Origin of the sequence: Streptomyces noursei (genome assembly GCF_016917755.1) — a bacterium.
In the GTDB taxonomy this organism is placed as follows: domain Bacteria; phylum Actinomycetota; class Actinomycetes; order Streptomycetales; family Streptomycetaceae; genus Streptomyces; species Streptomyces yunnanensis.
In genome coordinates this window covers 1,330,036-1,349,035 of the sequence record NZ_CP070326.1, presented here as the reverse complement: position 1 = coordinate 1,349,035, position 19,000 = coordinate 1,330,036, and the positions used below count along the sequence as shown (strand labels likewise).

The 19,000-nt window shown below is 72.6% G+C and carries 11 protein-coding genes and 1 pseudogene; 7 read left to right on the top strand and 5 right to left on the bottom strand.

What is annotated here, in order from left to right; translation table 11 throughout:
• Positions 1–28 precede the first annotated feature (28 nt).
• Positions 29–1,117, bottom strand: coding sequence for an NADH:flavin oxidoreductase (locus JNO44_RS05870; RefSeq protein WP_205362020.1), 1,089 nt, complete (start codon positions 1,115–1,117; stop codon positions 29–31).
• A 462-nt stretch (positions 1,118–1,579) separates the two neighbouring features.
• On the opposite strand from JNO44_RS05870, the gene JNO44_RS05865 reads away from it, so the two are divergent.
• The 3 genes from JNO44_RS05865 (at position 1,580) to car (ending at position 7,237) form a co-directional block, all read left to right on the top strand.
• The gene (locus tag JNO44_RS05865) at positions 1,580–2,344 is read left to right on the top strand and encodes an SDR family oxidoreductase (protein ID WP_205362019.1); all 765 of its coding nucleotides are present in this window, start codon (positions 1,580–1,582) and stop codon (positions 2,342–2,344) included.
• 138 nt (positions 2,345–2,482) lie between these two features.
• Entirely contained in the window at positions 2,483–3,679 is a 1,197-nt protein-coding gene (locus JNO44_RS05860) for a cytochrome P450 (protein WP_205362018.1), read from the top strand.
• A gap of 156 nt (positions 3,680–3,835) precedes the next feature.
• On the top strand, positions 3,836–7,237 hold the full coding sequence (gene car, locus JNO44_RS05855) for a carboxylic acid reductase (protein WP_205362017.1): 3,402 nt from the start codon (positions 3,836–3,838) through the stop codon (positions 7,235–7,237).
• A 66-nt stretch (positions 7,238–7,303) separates the two neighbouring features.
• Here the strand turns inward: car and JNO44_RS05850 are convergent.
• Positions 7,304–7,777: pseudogene (locus tag JNO44_RS05850) on the bottom strand (polysaccharide lyase family 7 protein); the annotation flags it as partial.
• A gap of 200 nt (positions 7,778–7,977) precedes the next feature.
• Between JNO44_RS05850 and JNO44_RS05845 the strand changes: the two are divergent.
• The gene (locus JNO44_RS05845; RefSeq protein ID WP_205369415.1) at positions 7,978–9,201 is read left to right on the top strand and encodes a cytochrome P450 family protein; all 1,224 of its coding nucleotides are present in this window, start codon (positions 7,978–7,980) and stop codon (positions 9,199–9,201) included.
• Positions 9,202–9,308: 107 nt separating this feature from the next.
• On the opposite strand, the gene JNO44_RS05840 is transcribed toward JNO44_RS05845, so the two are convergent.
• Together JNO44_RS05840 and JNO44_RS05835 are read right to left on the bottom strand one after the other, a co-directional pair.
• Complete coding sequence (locus JNO44_RS05840; RefSeq protein WP_205362016.1) at positions 9,309–10,976, bottom strand: HtaA domain-containing protein; 1,668 nt, start codon at positions 10,974–10,976, stop codon at positions 9,309–9,311.
• A gap of 87 nt (positions 10,977–11,063) precedes the next feature.
• Entirely contained in the window at positions 11,064–12,533 is a 1,470-nt protein-coding gene (locus JNO44_RS05835) for an HtaA domain-containing protein (RefSeq protein ID WP_205362015.1), read from the bottom strand.
• A gap of 207 nt (positions 12,534–12,740) precedes the next feature.
• On the opposite strand from JNO44_RS05835, the gene JNO44_RS05830 reads away from it, so the two are divergent.
• The 3 genes from JNO44_RS05830 to JNO44_RS05820 all read left to right on the top strand — a co-directional run bounded on the left by JNO44_RS05830 (position 12,741) and on the right by JNO44_RS05820 (position 15,796).
• Complete coding sequence (locus JNO44_RS05830) at positions 12,741–13,811, top strand: heme/hemin ABC transporter substrate-binding protein (protein WP_205362014.1); 1,071 nt, start codon at positions 12,741–12,743, stop codon at positions 13,809–13,811.
• A gap of 1 nt (position 13,812) precedes the next feature.
• The gene (locus tag JNO44_RS05825; RefSeq protein WP_205362012.1) at positions 13,813–14,913 is read left to right on the top strand and encodes a FecCD family ABC transporter permease; all 1,101 of its coding nucleotides are present in this window, start codon (positions 13,813–13,815) and stop codon (positions 14,911–14,913) included.
• An 85-nt stretch (positions 14,914–14,998) separates the two neighbouring features.
• Positions 14,999–15,796, top strand: coding sequence for a heme ABC transporter ATP-binding protein (locus JNO44_RS05820; protein ID WP_240167945.1), 798 nt, complete (start codon positions 14,999–15,001; stop codon positions 15,794–15,796).
• 159 nt (positions 15,797–15,955) lie between these two features.
• Here the strand turns inward: JNO44_RS05820 and JNO44_RS05815 are convergent, their stop codons facing one another.
• Entirely contained in the window at positions 15,956–18,946 is a 2,991-nt protein-coding gene (locus JNO44_RS05815) for an AfsR/SARP family transcriptional regulator (protein WP_205362009.1), read from the bottom strand.
• Positions 18,947–19,000 lie beyond the last annotated feature (54 nt).

The following is a 19,000-nucleotide window of genomic DNA, read 5'->3' as shown; positions in this document are numbered from 1 at the left end:
TGCGTGTCCGCCCCGTCGAGGCAAGGGGTCAGACCAGGGTCTGGAGCACGGCAGGGTCGTAGGCGACGGTCCGGTCCAGTTCACCGCGCAGTGCCTTCGCCGCCCAGTCCGGGTTGGCCAGCAGCGTCCGGCCCACCGCGACGAGGTCGAACTCGTCGCGCCCCAGGCGCGCCACCAGCTCCTCGATGCCCGCCAGGCCGGCCTCCTTGGTGAGGCCCTGGGCGAATTCGCCCTCCCCGTACTGCCGGTCCAGGCCCACCGAGCCGACCGTCACGGTGGCCCTGCCGGTGAGCTTGCGCACCCAACCGGCCAAGTTGAGCTCGCTGCCGTCGAATTCGGGCAGCCAGTAGCGGCGGGTGGAGGCGTGGAACGCGTCCACCCCGGCGTCGGCCAGCGGGGTCACCAGCTGCGCCAGCTCGTCCGGGCTCTCCGCGATGCGGGCCTCGTAGTCGCCGAGCTTCCACTGGGACAGCCGGAAGAAGATCGGGAATCCGGGGCGGACGGCCGCGCGGACGGCCCGTACGATCTCGGCGCCGAACCGGGCCCGGGCGGCCGGGGTGCCGCCGTAGCGGTCGGTGCGCCGATTGGTGCGGCTCCACAGGAAGTTGTCGATCAGATAGCCGTGCGCGCCGTGCAGCTCGACGCCGTCGAATCCGAGTCGCTCGGCGGTCGCCGCGGCCTCGGCGAAGGCGGCCACCGTGGCGTCGATGTCCGCTTGGGTCATGGCCTTTCCGGCCGGCGCGCCGTCCAGGCCGAGCCCGGAGGGATTGTCGGCGGGCGGCTCGGCTCCGGTGCGCACGGCCCCGGTGTGCCACAGCTGCGGGACGATCTTGCCGCCTGCCCGGTGCACCTCCTGCACCACATGGGCCCAGCCGGCGAGCGCCTGCTCGCCGTAGAAGTGCGGCACGCCGTCGTACGCGCCGGCCGCGGGGCGGTCGATGTAGGTGCCCTCGGTGATGATCAGTCCGACCTGGTGGGCCGCCCGGCGGGCGTAGTACTCCGCCACGGCCGGTCCCGGCACGCCACCGGGGGACTGCATCCTGGTCATCGGGGCCATCACGATCCGATTGGGGACCGTTAGATCTCCCACGGTGAACGGCTCGTCCAGGGTGGCCATTTTTTCCTCCCGAGATGTCGGCACTGATTAAATCGATGTTCCGGGCGCCCGATTCGCCAACTCGGCAATGCATTTCCGGGTTGCGCGGGAACCGTTCTGGTCGCCCGTCGGTAGCGCAAGATTATCTGTGCTGGTGAGCGCAGCGTCCAGTCGGCACCGGTGACGCGGATGCGCCGACGGCCCATTCCGCATGGGGCGTTGACCTCTTCCGTCGTCCTGACGTCGCACTGGATCGCATTGGAACGCACTGCATCGCACAACGCGATGCAGTGCATCGAAATTTTCGGCTTGACCCGTATCCGAGGGGTCGTAGATAGTTGCCCTAGTCATTCCACGCCGCCATACCGAGTCGGAGTTAAACGCTTATCTCGCATCGCAATCGAGGGAAAAGTTTTCGCTCGGCGATGGGCGTCGTGGACAGGGTCGTCGGGGCGAGGAAGGGGGGAATCCAGAGTGAGCGGGATGCGACTTGCTGCGGATGTTCCCAAGGAGTTGGCAGGCAAGCGGGCCGTGGTGACCGGCGGCAGCCGCGGTATCGGCGCCGCCATCGTGCAGCACTTCCTCGACGCCGGAGCCAGCGTCGTCACCTCCGCCCGCAGCGCCACCGAGGACACCCCGTCCGCTGCCACGTTCGTGAAAGCCGACCTCAGCACGCGCGACGGTGTCCGCGAATTCGCGGATGCCGCGCTGGACACGCTCGGCGGCGTGGATATCGTCGTCAACAACGCGGGCGGTTGTCGGGCCTTTCAAAGCGCGCTGGACATCGAGAACGACTGGCAGTACACGATGGACATCAACTTTCTCGCCGCTGTCCGGCTCAATTCGGCACTCGTGCCGGCGATGCGCGAGAGCGGCGGCGGGGCGATCGTGCACGTCTCGTCCATCGCCACCATTTCGTCCTACCCGATGATCCTGCACTACGCCGCCGCGAAGTCCGCCCTCGAAACGTACAGCAAGGGGCTCGCGGCCCAATTGGCGCCGGAGGGAATCCGTGTCGTCGCCGTCTCGCTGGGCAATGTGATGACGCCCGGGGCGGACGAGGCGCGCGAGAAGATCGTCGATTATCTCGGCGCTGAATCGGAAGAGTGGGCCGACGAAATTCCGCTCGGACGTCTCGGCCAACCCCAGGACATCGCCGAGGCGGTGGGCTTCCTGGCCTCGCCGCGTGCCGCGTGGATCACCGGCAGCAGCCTCGTCATCGACGGCGGGAAGATCGCGGCCCTGTGACCCGCGGCGGACCGCGCGGACCGCGCGCCGGCCGAGCATCGGCAAGTCCGCTCCGTCGACACTCCACGCACTGCGGAATCCGCGCGACGCGCACGTATCCATGGGCAACCACCTGCCGGCACGGGAAGGACTGACACGATGACCGCGACAGAGGAAGGGCCGCGGGCCTATCCGTTCGGTCCGGCCGACAAACTCAACGTGGACGCGACGCTGGCCGAGATATCCGGCGAGGAGCCGATACTGCGCGTGCGCCTGCCCTTCGGCGGCGACGCCTGGCTGGTGACACGGCACGCGGACGTCAAGACGGTGCTGGCCGATCCCCGGTTCAGCCGCGCCGCCGCCGTGGGCGACCACGTACCCCGCACGGTCGCCGTCGGGCTGCCCCGTACCTCCATGCTGAGCATGGACCCGCCGGAACACAGCCGGCTGCGGCGCAGGGTGGCCAACGCGTTCACCGTGCGCCGGGTGGAGAAGCTCCGCCCGCGCGTCGAGGAGATCGTCGACGGCCTGCTCGACACCATGATCGACGCGGGGTCGCCCGCCGACCTGACCCAGGCGCTGACCTGGTCACTGCCGATCACGGTGATCTGCGAACTGCTCGGCGTGCCGATGGCCGACCGCGACCGGTTCAACGTCTGGGTGGACGGCCTGCTGATGCTCTCCGACCCGGAACAGTCCGCACAGGCCCGCGGGCATCTCAACGACTACCTCGGCGCTCTGATCGCCCAGCGCCGCATCGAACCCACCGAGGACCTGCTCGGCGAACTGGTCGCCGCACCGGACGACGAGGACGGGCTCCGAGACGAGGAACTGGTCAGCCTCGGGGTCAGCCTGCTGTCCGCCGGCCAGGAGGCCACCGCCAACCAGATCGGCAACTTCGTCTACACGCTGCTGACCAAGCCCGAACTGTGGGAGAAGCTCGTCGCGGACCCCGGCCTCATCCCCGACGCCGTCGAGGAGCTCTCCCGGTACATCCCGATCAGCGCCTCCGCCGGCTTCACCCGGATCGCCACCGCGGACGTCGAGCTGAGCGGGCAGACCGTCCGTGCCGGCGAGGCGGTGGTCGCCGAGCTGGGGATGGCCAACCGGGACCCCGAGGTGTTCGAGCGGCCCGAGGAGATCGACTTCCACCGCGGGACCATCCCACACGTCACCTTCGGGCACGGCGTACACCACTGCCTCGGCGCGCAGTTGGCCAGGATGGAGCTGCGCGTCGTCCTGACGGCCCTGATGCGCCGTCTGCCGGGGCTGCGCCTCGCGGTGCCGGCCGACGAGTTGGCCTGGCGGACCGAGCGCCTGATCCGCGGGGTGGAGGCGCTGCCGGTCCGCTGGTGAGCCCCTCACCGGGACCCCCGATCACCTGAGGGCGTCGTCGCCGTACCCGGGCCCGGACCAGGCCCGGGTACGGGCCCGGATCCGACCGGTTGCCGCACGACGCCCCGCTCATGTACGACCCGCCGACATCACTGGGACACAACGGGAGAGCAGGCCATGGCCGAACCACTGGAGGCGATCAGCGCGACGGTGCATGATCCGGACGCCTCACTTGCCGAGGTCATGGCGGCCGTCATGGAGGGCTACGGGGACCGGCCGGCCCTCGGCGAACGCGCCAAGGAACCCACGACGCAGCGCCTGCTCCCCAGGTTCGACACCATCAGCTACCGCGAACTGTGGGCACGCATCCGGGCGCTCGCCGGCAAGTGGTACCACGATCCGACGTACCCACTGGGCGCCGGCGACCGGATCTGCCTCCTGGGCTTCACCAGCACCGACTACGCCACGCTGGACTTCGCCTGCATCCACCTGGGCATCGTGTCCGTGCCCCTGCAGTCCAGCGCGCCGCTGTCCCAACTGCAGCCGATCATCGCGGAGACCGAGCCGCACGTCCTCGCCTCGAACGTCGAGCGCCTGGACACCGCGGTCGAGGCCGCGATCGCGGTCCCCTCGATCCGTCGCCTGCTGGTGTTCGACTACCGCCCCGAGGTCGCCGAACAGCGCGACGCCTTCGAGGCCGCCCGCCGGCGCCTGGCCGAGGCCGGCAGCCCGGTGGTCCTCGACACGCTGGCCGCGCTGATCGCGGACGGCACCGAACTGCCGCCCGCGCCCCTGTTCACCGCCGAACCGGGCGACGACCCGCTGGCCCTGCTCATCTACACCTCCGGCAGCACCGGGACGCCCAAGGGGGCCATGTACACCCAGCGGCTCGTCGGCAGCGCCTGGTACGGGTTCAGCTACGGGGCGGCGGACATGCCCCCGGTCAGCATCCTCTACATGCCGCAGAGCCATCTCGCCGGCCGCTATGCGCTGATGGGCTCGCTGGTGCGCGGCGGCATCGGCTACTTCACCGCCAAGAGCGACCTGTCCACCCTGTTCGAGGACATCGGTCTGATCCGCCCCACCGAGCTGACCATGGTGCCCCGCCTGTGCGACATGCTCTTCCAGCAGTACCAGAGCGAGCTGGACCGGCGGGCCGGCGAAGGGGGCGACATCGAGACGGCGGTCAAGACGGACCTGCGGGAGAACTTCCTGGGCGGGCGCGTCGCCAAGGCGTTCTGCGGCACCGCCCCGCTGTCCCCCGAGGTGGCGGCCTTCGTCGAGTCCTGCCTCGGTCTCCACCTGTTCACCGGCTACGGCTCCACCGAAGCCGGCGGGGTGCTCCTCGACTCGGTGGTGCAGCGCTCGTTGGTGATCGACTACAAGCTGGCCGACGTCCCGGAGCTGGGCTACTTCCGCACCGACCAGCCGCACCCGCGCGGCGAACTGCTGCTCAAGACGCACGCGATGTTCCCCGGGTACTACAAGCGCCCCGAGGTCACCGCCGCGGTCTTCGACGAGGACGGCTACTACCGGACCGGCGACATCATGGCCGAGACCGGACCCGACCGGCTGGTCTGGGTGGACCGCACCAAGGACGTCCTGAAGCTGTCCCAGGGCGAGTTCGTGGCCGTCGCCCGCCTGGAGACCGCCTTCGTCGGCAGCCCCCACATCCGGCAGATCTTCGTGTACGGCAACAGCGAGCGCGCCTATCTGCTGGCGGTGGTGGTGCCCGCCCCGGACGCGCTGGCCCGGGTCGGCGACGACGTCGAGGCGCTCAGGCCGCTGATCACCGAGGCCCTCCAGCAGATGGCCAAGGAGGCGGAGCTCAACTCGTACGAGATCCCACGGGACTTCCTGATCGAGACCGAACCCTTCAGCGCCGAGAACGGCCTGCTCGCCGACAGTCACAAACTGCTGCGCCCCAGGCTCCGGGAGCGGTACGGCGAAGCCCTGGAGCGACGGTACGCCCAACTCGCCGACGGGCAGGCCCGGCAGCTGCGCGAGCTGCGACAGGCCGGACCGGACCAGCCGGTGTGGGAGACGGTCGGCCGGGCCGCCCGGGCACTGCTGGGCTGTGCGACCACCGACGTGCGCGCCGACGCGCACTTCACCGACCTGGGCGGGGACTCCCTGTCCGCGCTGTCCTTCTCCCATCTCATGCAGGAGATCTTCCACATCGAGGTGCCGGTCGGGGTGGTCATCAGCCCGGCCAACGACCTGGCAGGGGTGGCCCGGTACATCGAGGCGGAACGCCGGTCCGGGGCGAAGCGGCCCACCGCCGCCTCGGTGCACGGCGCGCACGCCACCGAGATCCACGCCGGCGACCTCACCCTGGACGCCTTCCTCGACGCGCCGACCCTCGCCGCCGCCCCGACGCTGCCCCGCCCCGACGGCGCGGTGCGCACCGTCCTGCTGACCGGGGCCACCGGCTACCTCGGCCGGTTCCTGTGTCTGGAATGGCTGGAGCGGCTGGCGCCCGCGGGCGGCAGGCTGATCTGCGTCGTCCGCGGCAGCGACGCGGCAGCGGCGGCGCAGCGGCTCACGGACGCCTTCGACACCGGTGACCCCGAACTGCTCGCGCACTACCGGCAGTTGGCCGACGGGACGCTGGAAGTGCTCGCCGGCGACATCGGCGAACCGCACCTGGGCCTGGACGAGGACGCCTGGCACCGGCTGGCCGACACCGTGGACCTGATCGTCCACCCGGCCGCCCTCGTCAACCACGTCCTGCCCTATTCCCAGTTGTTCGGCCCCAACGTCGTCGGCACCGCCGAACTGATCCGGTTGGCGCTCACCACCCGGATCAAAGCCTTCACCTATGTGTCCACCGTCGCCGTACAGATGGGCGCCGCCGCCGGCGCCCTCGACGAGGACGCCGACATCCGCACCACCAGCCCGGTGCGGCGCATCGACGACGGCTACGCCAACGGGTACGCCAACAGCAAGTGGGCCGGCGAGGTCCTGCTCAGGGAGGCGCACGACCTGTGCGGCCTGCCGGTCGCCACCTTCCGGTCGAACATGATCCTCGCGCACAGCAGACACCCGGGGCAGCTGAACGTCCCCGACGTGTTCACCCGCCTGCTGCTCAGCCTCGTCGCCACCGGCATCGCGCCGGGCTCCTTCTACCGCAACGGCACCCGCGCGCACTACGACGGTCTGCCGGTCGACTTCACCGCCGAGGCCGTCGCCGCACTGGGCGCGGCGGCCACCGAGGGCCACCGGACGTTCAACGTGCTGAACCCGCACGACGACGGCATCTCGCTGGACACGTTCGTCGACTGGCTCACCGAGGCCGGCCACCCGATCCGGCGGATCGACGACTACGACGCCTGGCTCGACCGCCTCACCGCCGCGCTCCGCGCCCTGCCGGAGAGGCAGCGCCCGCACTCGCTGCTTCCCCTGCTGCACGCCTTCGCGCAACCCGAGGAGGCCGTCCCCGGAGCGACGATCTCCGCCGAGCGGTTCCACGCCGCGGTACGAGCCGCCAAGGTCGGCCCCGACCAGGACATCCCCCACCTGTCGGCGGCCCTCCTGCGCAAGTACGTCGCCGACCTGCGCCGACTCGACCTGCTCTAGGGCCGGTCGTCAAACTCCCGCCTGCCTCGCCCTCCGGGCGAACGACGGGAGTTTGACGACAGGCCCCACGATGTCCCCGTTGGCGCGGTAGTACAGCTCCACCAGCGGTTTGGTGGACGACCCGCCGCTGCCGAGGTGGATCTGCCCCAGGCACACGTTGGAGGTCACGGACACCCCGCGCAGCGTCGCGCTCATGCGGTGGCTGCCGCCGAGCGACCAGTCTGCGGGGCTGCCGCTGCGGTTCATCTCCCGCAACTCGGAGCGGGCGTAGTGGGAGTGGGGAGTGGTGACGCCCTTCTCGGGCGCCCAGAAGGTCATCGCGCCGTCACGGCTGTCGGTGTAGAAGTACGCGTCCTGGTAGTCGTCGGGCCCCGGCAGCCGCGACGACGGGATGGTGGTCGGCGAGCCGGGGGAGCCGACGGGTTCTTGGAGCTGTCATGTCGTCAGGTCGAAGTTGCCGCCGGGCGGCAGGTTCGGGTCGGCGACGGCGGTGGAGCTGCTCAGCAGGGCGAGGGCACCGACGCCTGCGACGGCGGCCATGGCGAGGGATTTCCTGTGGATCACGGTGGGGTCCTTCGGGGGAGGGGGCGAGCGAAGGCAGCCCGCCGGCCGCGCCGCGACGCACCCTGGCGCCTGTCCGGCGGCGGGGATACGCTGCCCTGCCGTTCCTCGGGTGGCACCATCTCGGGCCTTTCAAGGAGGAGTTACGGGTGGATCGCTCCACTGTCGGGCCGCACCGCATGAACCCTTCCGGCGGCTGTCCGCACGCCGACAACGCCCGACTGCGCGCCCGCGGATCCGTCGTCCCCGTCGTGCTGCCCGGTGAGATCGAGGGGATGGCCGTGCTCGGGCACGAAGCGCTCAAGACCTTCCTCGGGCACCCCGACGTCGCCAAGGGCGCCCGGCACTTCACGTTGCTGCGCGAGGGCGCGATCCCCGAGGGGTGGCCGCTGCGCACCTTCGCGACCGTGCACAGCATGACCACAGCCGACGGGGCGGACCACCGTCGGCTGCGGTCGTTGGTGAGCCAGGCGTTCACCTCCCGACGCGTGGCCGAACTCCGCTGGCGAGTCGAGGAGTTGACGGACGCACTGCTCGACGAGCTGGCGCGCGCCGCCGCGGCGGGCGGTGGAGTCGCCGATCTGCGCCGCCACTTCGCACTGCCGTTGCCCATGGGGGTGATCAGCGAGCTGCTCGGCGTGGACGTGGCCCACCGCGACCGGCTGCACGCCCTGTCCACACAGGTGGTGACCACCGACATCGGCTCGCAGCAGGCCGTCACCGCCAACCGCGAGTTCGCCGCCGTGCTCGGCGAGATCGTGGCGGCCAAGGCCGAGCGCCCTGGTGACGACCTCACCACCGCGCTCCTGGCCGCCCGGGACGACGACGGCGACCGGCTCTCCGCGCAGGAGCTGATCGGCACCCTGCTGTTGCTGATCGTCGCGGGACACGAGACCACACTGAACCTGATCACCAATGCGGTACGGGCCCTGTGCGCACACCCCGACCAACTGGCACGCGTCCGCCGGCAACAGGCGGGCTGGGGCGACGTGGTCGAGGAGACACTGCGGTGGGATGCGCCCGTCAGCTACTTCCCGTTCCGCTATCCCGTGCGGGATGTGACGGTGGACGGGACGGTCGTCCCGAAGGGCACTCCGGTACTGGCCGGGTACTCCGCGGCCGGGCGCGATCCGGCCGCCTACGGGCCGGACGCCGACCGCTTCGACGTGACCCGGCCCGGGCGGCCCGGTGCGGTGCGCCATCTGTCGCTCGGGCAGGGCGCCCACTACTGCCTCGGCGCACCACTGGCCCGTTTGGAGGCCGAAACCGCGCTCCGGCGGCTGTTCGAGCGGTTCCCGAAGGTGGAACTCGCCGTGCCCGAAGGGGAGTTGCCGCGCCACTCCGGCTTCGTCGGCAACAGCGTGGACACGCTTCCGGTACGCCTGTCGCCCGACACCCCGTAGCGCCGCGCGGGCATGCCTGCGCACGGGCGCCCGCCGGTGGGGACGGCGGGCGCCCGTGCTGTCGGGGGCGGCGGTCCGAGAGGTGCCGGACCCTGGTGCCGCGCGGGTCAGCGGGTGGTGCCGCGACGGGTGACGTAGGTGGCGGCGGCGCCGGTGGCCAGGAGGGCGACTGCGGTGCCGATCAGGGCGCCGTTGGGGGCGGTGCTGCCGGTGGCGGCCAGCGCCCCGGTGCCGCCGACGGTGCTGCCGCTGCTGAAGCTCGCGCCCGGTGCGCTGTCGGCACCGCCCGCGGCGCCCGCGCCGGCGGAGGCGTGCGAGCCGTCGGATCCGGTTGCACCGGACGGCAGTTGGGCGCCGGGCTCGACGGCGACCGCCGCGCCGACCGGGTCGAGGGGCTCTCCCGCCGGGTACATGCCGGAGAACGCCTTGGAGCCGGCGGCGGTCAGGGTCGCCGGGACGTTCTTGAGGGTGACCACGCCGCCCTTGGCGGTGAGCGCGCCCGACGGCAGCTTCAGCTCGGCGATCGGGGTGTCGGGGGTGGTGACGAGCCGTGCCGGGGCCCGGCCCTCCTCGGTGCGCGGCTTGCTCGCGACGTCGGCGATCAACGTGCCCTTGCCGCTCTCGGCCTTGATGCGGAGGTTGCTGAACTTCAGGTCCAGCGCGCCGCCGTGGCCGGTGAACCGCACCGCGCCGTTGAACTCCGCGACCAGGGTGGCCTTCGTGCCGTCGTAGGTGCCGTGCCCCTTGGGGAAGCGGAAGCCGGCCGCGGTGGCGGTTGCGCCGTCCGAGGGCTCGGCCTTGCCGTGCGCGATGGGGCCGTTGACATAGTCGCGGAACTTCTTCTTGACGCCCCAGTCGAGGTTTCCGCCGTGGAGCTTGCCGGAGTCGGCGGCCGGGGCGCTGCCGGTGTCGCTGCCGGGTGCTTTGCCGGAGCCGGTGGCCGGTTGGCCGCCGGTCCCGGGCGCCGGTCGGCTGCCGGACGGCGTGCCGGTTCCGGTGCCGGAGCCCGGCTGTCCCGGGCGGCTCTGCGGCTGTCCCGGCTCGCCGTCCGGCCGACCGGGCTGCTCCGGCCGGCCCGGCTGTCCGGGCGCACCGGGCTCGCCCGGCTCCGCCGGCTTCTCCGGCCGGCCGGGGCCGGTGGCCGGGCGCACGGTCAGCGTGGCCGGGTCCAGTTCCTGCCCCTCCTGGTACATGCCGTTGAACGCCTCGGCACCCTGGGCCGTCAGCTTGGCGGGGATCTTCGCGAAGGTCATCGCGCCGTCCGCGCCGCTCTCCGGTCTGACCTTGGAGAGGTCGAGCGAGGCCAGCCGCACCTCGTCCTTCGTCTTCCCGTCCGCGGTGACATCGGCGGTGATCACGCCGGTCCTGCCCTTGGCGGCGGCATCGGTGGACACCTTGACGTCGGCGAGTCGGATGTCGAATCCGTGCAGCGCGGAGACGAACCGCACGCCGCCCTGGAACGCGGTGGTCACGGCGTGGCTGCCCAGGTCGTAGCGGCCGGTGCCGCCGACGAAGGTGAACGGGCCGTTGTCGGCCGCCTGTCGGGCACCGTTCGCGGTCTCGATCTTCCCGAGCGCCAGGCCCGTGACGTACGTGCGGAAGGACTCCTTCACGCCCCAGTCGAGGGTGCCGTCCTTGAGTTCGATCGCCGGGGCGCCCCGCCCGCCGGCGGGTGCGGGCGAGGCGAGGGCGACGGCCGGGAGGCCCAGGGCCGCGCTGCCGGAGACGATGGCGAGGGCGGCGGCCAGGACGAGCGGTCGGCGTATGACGGCCATGGTCGGTGACTCTCCTTGGGGTGGTGGGTGAGGGGTGGTGGTGAGGGTGAGGAGCGGCGGGGTGGCGGATGGTGCGGTGAGGGTGGGTCAGTCCTGCGCGGCGGGCACGGGCGTGCGGCGACGGGCGCGCAGGACGAGGAAGGCGGCGGCCACCAGGGCCAGCGCGCCGACCCCGAGCGAGACGGGCAGGACCGGGAAGGCGGTGGCGTCCGCCGGCGCGGCGGTGCTGCGCGGCTTGGTCGCGGACGCCGGGCCGGTGGGCGGTGCGGGATCGCTGCCCAGGTCGGGCAGGGCCGGGAGCGCGGCCTTGGCGTCCACGGCGACGGCGAGCGAGACGGGGTCCATCTCCGTGCCCGCCCGGTACATCCCGCCGAACGCCCTGGCGCCTTCCTCGGTGAGTTCGGCGGGCGCCTCCGTCAGCGCCGCCAGGCCGTCCGCGGGCTTGAGGCCCTTGGCGTCGAAGGTGACCAGCGGCGTCCGGTCCGCGGTGCCGCCGGCGCCGGTGCCGGCGGTGGTGACCCGTGCGGAAAGGGTGCCCCGGCCGTCCGCGACCTTGACGGCGAACCGGCTCAGCGCGAGGTCCAGACGGGCGCCGGTGAAGCGCACGGTTCCGGTGAACTCCGCTTCCAGGGTGCCGTGTTCCGGGTCGTAGCTCCCCTTGCCCTTGGGGAAGCGGAAGACCGCGCCGCCGTCCTGGGCGCCGTCGGTCAGCCGCCAGGCGCCCTTGGCGATGTCGCCGGTGACGTACTCGCGGAAGGTGCGGCGCACACCCCAGTCGACGGCGGCGTCGGCGAAGCTTCCCGGCGCGCCCCCGCGCCGACGGCCCTCGTCCTGTGACGATCCGTCCGTTGCGCCCCGGCCGCCGTTGCTCCCGCCCTTCGCCGGGCCTTCCGCGGCGGGCGCCTTGACGTCGGCCGACAGGCTCACCGGGTCCAGTGCGGTGCCCGCCGGGTAGTACCCGGCGAAGGCCCGCGCGCCCTGTGCGGTGAGCGTGGCGGGAACGTTGTCGAGGGCGATGGGGCTGCCGCCGCCGCGGGTGTCCACTCCGCCCAGGTCCAGGGAGGCCAGCGGCACCCGGGCAGCCGTGGTGACCCTTCCGGTGCCCTTCTCCTTGCTGGTCATGTCGGCGTAGAGGGTGCCGCGCCCGCCGGAGACGGTGATCTGTGGGCGGCTGATGGTCAGGTCCAGTTCGAAGCCGCCGTCCGGCTTCTTGTGGCCGGTGAAGCGCACCGCGCCGGAGAAGCCGGCGGTCAGTGTGCCGGTGGCGGGGTCGTAGCCGCCGGTGGCGGAGTGGAAGCGGAAGCGGTTGGCGCCGACCGTGGCGGCGCCGCCGCTCAGGCCCCAACTCCCTTGGGCGATCGGGCCGGTGACGTAGGTCTGGAAGGAGGACTTGATGGCCCAGTCGAGCCTGCCGCCGGAGACCGTGCGCTGCTCGGCCCGCGCGGTGGCTGCGGTGGCCAGCGGCAGCAGTCCGCCCAGCAGTGACGTCAGGAGTGCCACGACGAGAGCGCGGGCGCGGCCGCGGGAACGGCCGCGGACCTGTCTGCAGGGCAGCATCGGGAACCCCTCCAGGGCTAGCTAATAAGGTAAGGCTAACCTAAGGTATCGCTGTCGCGTGAGGAAACCCCAGGACGGCCACCGCACCCGCTCCGACCACCCCACATGACCCACCCGACCCACGCGCCCTGCACGACCCACGAGCCCTGCACGGCACGCGCAACACCCACGACACACGTCAACTGACGTCCGTAGAAAGGCGGGACAGTGACCGCACCTCTCCGGGAGCCCGACGGCCGGCGCACCCGCTCCCGCGGCGCACCGGCCGCCGCGCTCGCGCTCCTGCTGGCCCTCGCTGTACTGCTCACCGGCTGCGGCGGCGGCCCGGGCGGCGTCGCCGACACGGCGAAGAGCGGCGGCAAGGACGGTTCCCCGGGCGCGGCCCGGCAGGCCGCCGACCGCGTCGAGCCACTGTCCGGGCCGGCCCCCGCCCCGGCGCTGCCCGCGACCGTACGCTCCGCCGACGGCCATGAGGTGACGGTGCGCAAGGTCGACCGGATCGTTCCGCTCACCGGCTCCCTCTCGGAACTGGTCTACTCGCTCGGCCTGGGCGACAAGGTGGTGGCCCGCGACATCACCACCACCTTCGCGCAGGCGCAGCGGCTGCCCGTCGTCACCCGCGCACACGACGTCTCGGCGGAGAACGTGCTCGCCCTCAAGCCCGACGTGGTGCTCGCGGACACCACCACGGGGCCGGCCGAGGCCATCGACCAGATCCGGGACGCGGGCATCCCGCTCGTCGTCCTCGAACCGGCCAAGCGCCTCTCCGACGTCGGCAGGCGCATCGACGCGGTGGCCGCGGCGCTCGGCGTACAGCGGGCCGGCGCCCGGCTCAAGGAACGCACCGGGCAGCGCCTGGCGGCAGTCGAGAAGAAGATCCCGCACCGCGGTGACCGGCCGCGGGTGGCCTTCCTCTATCTGCGCGGCTCGGCCTCCGTCTACCTCCTGGGCGGTGCCGGCTCGGGCGCCGACTCGCTGATCGAGGCGGCCGGCGGGGTGGACGCCGGCAAGGAGTCCGGGCTGACCAAGGACTTCACGCCGATCACCAGCGAGGCGCTGGCCAAGGCGGCGCCGGACGTCCTGCTCGTCATGTCCAAGGGCCTGGACTCCGTGGGCGGCGTGGACGGGCTGCTGAAGATCCCCGGCGTCGCCGAGACCCCGGCCGGCATGGACCGCCGGGTGGCCGCCGTGGACGACGGTGTGCTGCTCAACTTCGGCCCGCGGACCGACCAGGTGCTCGCCTCGCTCGTCGAGCAGCTCCACGCCAGGGGGAAGTGACATGACGACCCTGAGCCCCACCAGTGCGGAACCCGCCACCGAGCCGGACCCCGCGCCGCCGTCGCGCCCCGCCCGCCGCCGCGCGCCCCTCCTCCTCGTCCTCGGGCTGGCCGCGGCGCTGTTGTCGGCCGCGCTGCTCTCCGCCGGGACCGGCGCGTACGGCATCCCGGTCGGCGAGGTCGCCGGGTCGGTGCTGCACCGGCTCCACCTCGGCGGTGCGGCACTGGACCGGGTCGGCGAGAGCGTGCTGTGGAACGTCCGGCTGCCGCGGGTGGTGCTGGCGCTGCTCGTCGGGGCCTCGCTGGGCTGCGCCGGCGCGCTGATGCAGGGCGTGTTCGGCAACCCGCTCGCCGAACCGGGCGTCATCGGCATCTCGGCGGGCGCGGCGGTCGGCGCCGTCGGGGCGATCGCGCTGGGCCTGACGTTCCTGGGCAACTGGACGGTGACGGTCTGCGCGTTCGCGGCCGGGCTGTCGACCGTCGGCCTGGTCTATCTGCTCTCCCGCTCCGGCGGGCGCAGCGAGGTCGTCACCCTGATCCTGACCGGTATCGCGGTGAACGCCTTCGCCGGCGCGCTGATCGGCCTGTTCGTCTTCCTCGCCGACAACGCCCAGATCAGTCAGATCACGTTCTGGCAGCTCGGTTCGCTCTCCCAGGCCACCTGGCCGAAGGTGCTCGCGGTGCTGCCGTGCGCGCTGGCCGGACTGGCCGTGGCGCCGCTGTACGCCCGCAAGTTGGACCTGCTGGCGCTCGGCGAACGGTCCGCCCGCCATCTGGGGGTGGACGTCGAACGGCTGCGGATCGTGCTGATCCTGGTGGTGGCGCTGCTGACCGCCGCGGCGGTGGCGGTGGCCGGGATCATCACCTTCGTCGGGCTGCTCGTCCCGCACCTGCTGCGGATGGCCGCGGGTCCCGGACACCGCTTCCTGATCCCGGGCAGCGCGCTGGCCGGCGCCCTGGTGCTGGTGGTCGCCGATCTCGCGGCCCGTACGGCGGTGGCGCCCGCCGAGCTTCCGCTGGGGGTGCTCACCGCGCTCTTCGGCAGCCCGTTCTTCTTCTGGTTGCTGCGCCGGACCCGTCGCAGGCAAGGGGGTTGGGCATGACGCCCGCCGCCGCGCCCCGTACCGCCCCGCTCGCTCAAGGAGACCAGCCGTGATCGGCAAACTGCTCACCCGGACGCCCCGGCGGATCCCCGCCCGGCCCGAGCCCGGCAGCCAGTACGCCGACGCCCGCGCGCTGACCGTGCGTCTGGGCGGGCGGACCGTGCTGGACGGGGTGCACCTCGCGGCCACCGCGGGCGAGGTGTTGGCCCTGGTCGGGCCCAACGGCGCGGGGAAGTCCACCCTGTTGGCCGCGCTCGCCGCCGACCTGCCCGCGGCCGGCGGCGAGGTACGCGTCGACGGCCGCCCGGCCGACGCGTGGTCCGCCCCCGAACTGGCGCTGCGCCGCGCCGTCCTTCCGCAGTCCGCCGCCCTCTCCTTCCCCTTCACCGTCGCCGAGGTCGTACGGATGGGCCGGGCGCCCTGGGCCGGCACGCCCGCCGAGGACGAGGACGGGGCCGCGGTGGCGGCGGCGATGGCGGCCACCGAGGTGACGCCGTTCTCCGCACGCCCCTTCGCGGCCCTGTCGGGCGGGGAGCGCGCGCGAGTGGCCCTGGCCCGGACACTGGCCCAGCGCGCCCCGCTGCTGCTCCTCGACGAACCGACCGCCGCGCTGGACCTGCGCCACCAGGAGCTGGTGCTCAGGATCTGCCGGCAGCGGGCGGCGGCCGGGGACGCGGTCGTCGTGGTCCTCCACGACCTGGGGCTGGCCTCGGCGTACGCGGACCGGGTCGCCGTGCTGCACGGCGGGCGGATCGCCGCCCAGGGCCCGCCGGCCGAGGTCTTCGAGGCGGACCTGCTGTCCCGGATCTACCGACAGCCGATCGAGGTGGTCGCCCACCCCGGCACCGGCACGCCCCTGGTCGTCCCCGTACGCTCGCGCTGACGGCCGCGCTACTTCCCGGGCAGCCGCGGGACGCCGTGCTCGTGGTCGCCGAGGCGCTGCGGGCAGCCGCCCTGGACACCGACGCACTGCCGTAGCACCGTGCGACCGACCGGGCTGAAACCAGAAGCCGAAACGAGAAGCCGAAACGAGAAGCCGAAACTAGAAGTCGGTTCCGTCCCAGTGTCGTTGGCGGCGTATGTCGTCCAGGAAGTGGGAGATCCGCGCGCGGTTGGGGGCGGCGTCGGGGAGGGCCACGGACCGCTCGAAGAACTCCCGCGATCCGGCGAGATCCTCCGCCGCGACGTTGTTCCAGACCAGTCGCGTGCGGATCATCTCGGAGCGGGCCATCTCCGATGTGCCGCCGGTCCGCCCGCTCAGCACCCCGCGCGCCCGGCTACCGAACTCGGCCGCCTGTGCCACGTTGCCCAGACAGGCCGCGGCGGTGCCCAGTCTGCCGAGGACGGTCGCGTAGAGGGGTACGTCCGCCAGGCGGATGGCCAGGTCCGCAGCCCTGTGCAGCGTCCCCGCGGCGTCCAGGGGCCGGCCGCGGTCGAGTTGCAGACACCCCAGGCGGAGCAGCGTCTTGCCGAGCAGTCGGGGACTGTCGACCCGCTCCGCGAGGACGATCGCCTCCGTGTAGCACTCGTACGCCCGCTCGTGCTCGCCGAGCTGATGGTGCATGTCGCCGACGGTGGCCGTGACCACGGCCGTGAGCCATTCGTCGTCCAACTTCCCGACGATCCCGGCGACTTCGGCGAAGAACTCCATGGACTCCGCGACCCGGCCCTGCAGATTGGCGAACGTCCCGAGGTTGCCCAGGGCCCTGGCCTGTTCCAACAGGTCGCCGGCGCGACGGCTGATCTCCAGGGCCTCGGTCAACAAGGGGTGGGCCTGCTCGTAACGGCCCTGCAGGCCGTACATCATCCCCATACAGGTACGCAGTTCGGAGACCATCCGCCGGTCGGTGACCACCGTGACCAGGGGCAGTACCGTCTCCAGGGCGGTGCGGCACTCGTGGAACCGACCCTGCCGGGTGAGGTAGTCGAACAGGCCCTCGGTGATCCAGCACGCCTCGTCGAGCTTGCCCACGTCCACCGCGTGCCCGACCACGTCGACCAGCTCGCCGCCCACCGCGTCCAGCCAGTTCGTGGCCTCCTCCCAGTCGGCGAACGGGGCGGTCCCCGGAGCCGGACCGGTCGGGAAGGCCGAGGGTCCCCAGTCGCTGGAACGGCGGGCGGCCGACACATACAACCGGAACACCCCGTCCCGGACCGCCGCGACCTCCTCGGGAAACCCGGCCGCGACGCGTCGGGCGTAGACCGCGACCAGGTCGTGCAACCGATAGCGGTCGGCCGCCACCTGCTGTACGAGGCTCGCATCGACCAGGCTCCCCAGGACGCGTTCGGCGTCCGGCCGTGTCCAGTCGAGCATGGCGGCCAGCGTCAACGCGTCGAGTTCCACGGTGGGGGAGAGCCCCAGGGCGCGGAACGCGCGCTGCTCGGCGGCCGGCAACTGGTCGTAGGAGAGCTGGAAAGCCGCCTCCACGCTGCGGTCCTCGACCGAGAGCTCACCGAGCCGGCGCTCGTCGTCCGCCAGCCGGGCGGCGAGCGACTCCCACGCCCACAACGGGCGGTTCTGCAGCCGCGCACCGGCGATGCGCAGGGCCAGCGGCAGCTGATCGCACAGGCCGGCGAGCCGGCGGATCGCGCCGTGCTCGTGGGGGGAGCCCGAGCCGCCCACGATGCGGCTGAGCAGGCCCACCGCGTCGTCGAGGTCGAGCGGGGCCAGCGAGATCCTGCGGTCCACGTCCAGGCCCGTCAGCCGCTGACGACTGGTCACCAGCAGCATGCTGCCCGGCCCGGCGGGCAACAGCGGACGCACCTGCTCGGCGCCGGCGGCGTCGTCGAGGACCAGCAGCAGCCGCAGCGCGGCGGTCGCGGTCCGCCAGGACGCGGCCAGCTCGTCCAGGTCCTCGGAATCCTCCCCCTCGTCGGCGCCGACCGCCCGCAACAGCCGGCGCAGCACCCGCTGTGGACCCGGTGCCCCGCGATCCTCGCGGTACCCGTGCAGATCGACGAACAGACAGCCGTCCGGATACCGCTGGTGCACCGTCCGCGCCGCGTGCACCACCAGCGCGGTCTTGCCGACGCCGGCCATGCCGTCCACCGCGCGGACCGTCACACCGTCCGGGTCCGCGGCCGACGCGCCGAGGAGCGCGAGCTCCCGGTCCCGGCCGGTGAAGTTGCCGACACCGACCGGCAGTTCGTTGCGCACCGGGCGCTCGGGACGGTCCCGGCGCCCGGCCGGCGGCCGCGCTGGCGCCGGCCGGGGCTGCTGCCGGGCGGCCGTGCCGAACAGCAGCGCGTCATCGCGGCGCAGCACCGCCTCGTGCGTCTGCCGCAGTTCGGGTCCCGGCTCCGCCCCCTGGTCCCGCACCAGGCGACGGCGCACCTTGGCATAGACGTCCAGGGCATCGGCCTGCCGATTGCCGACGTAGAGGGCACGGATCAGCAGGGCGGCCAGCGCCTCGTGGTAGGGGTGCGCCTCGGTCAGCGCGAACAGTTCGCCGACGGCCGCCGCGTGCCGGCCCAGCCGCAGCTCGCAACCGAGCTTGTCCTGGAGCAGGGCGAGCCGGTACTCCGTCAACCGCAGCCGCTCCCCCTGCGCGAACGGCCCGGGAATCCCGGCCAACGGCTCACCCCGGAACAGCTCCAGGGCCTTGGACCAGGCATCCACCGCGGTGTCCAGGTCGCCGCAGCCCCGCGCCGAGCTCGCCTCGGCGGCGAACTCCGCCATGCGCGCCGCGTCCACCCACGCGTCCCGCGGGACGAAGCGATAGCCCCCGCGGTCGGTGACGATCACGGACTCCGCGGGGCCGTCCCCGGGAGCGTCCAGGCATCGGCGCAGCCGGTGCACATAGACCGGAATGACCTTCGCGCCGGTGCCCGGCTGCTCCGTGCCCCAGACACCGTCGAGGAGTTGCTGACGGCTGGCCGTCACCCCCGGCCGCAGCAGCAGCGCGGCGAGCAGCGCCTGTTCGCGCACCGGACCGAGCTCCAGCGGTATGCCACCACGCCAGCCCTGAAGCGGTCCGAGAAGAGCCAGTCGAAGCTGCCGCACACCCGTGGACACCCCACCCGTCGAAGACACGCAGGGGAGTATAGGTCGCAGCTGACCAGCCCTTGAGCGCGCTTCGACGAGGCT

Coding starts and splice junctions, on each gene's coding strand:
- car (WP_205362017.1), top strand. CDS start 3,836: ATGGCCGAACCACTGGAGGCGATCAGCGCGACGGTGCATGATCCGGAC.
- JNO44_RS05870 (WP_205362020.1), bottom strand. CDS start 1,117: ATGGCCACCCTGGACGAGCCGTTCACCGTGGGAGATCTAACGGTCCCC.
- JNO44_RS05860 (WP_205362018.1), top strand. CDS start 2,483: ATGACCGCGACAGAGGAAGGGCCGCGGGCCTATCCGTTCGGTCCGGCC.
- JNO44_RS05865 (WP_205362019.1), top strand. CDS start 1,580: ATGCGACTTGCTGCGGATGTTCCCAAGGAGTTGGCAGGCAAGCGGGCC.
- JNO44_RS05840 (WP_205362016.1), bottom strand. CDS start 10,976: ATGGCCGTCATACGCCGACCGCTCGTCCTGGCCGCCGCCCTCGCCATC.
- JNO44_RS05825 (WP_205362012.1), top strand. CDS start 13,813: ATGACGACCCTGAGCCCCACCAGTGCGGAACCCGCCACCGAGCCGGAC.
- JNO44_RS05835 (WP_205362015.1), bottom strand. CDS start 12,533: ATGCTGCCCTGCAGACAGGTCCGCGGCCGTTCCCGCGGCCGCGCCCGC.
- JNO44_RS05845 (WP_205369415.1), top strand. CDS start 7,978: ATGAACCCTTCCGGCGGCTGTCCGCACGCCGACAACGCCCGACTGCGC.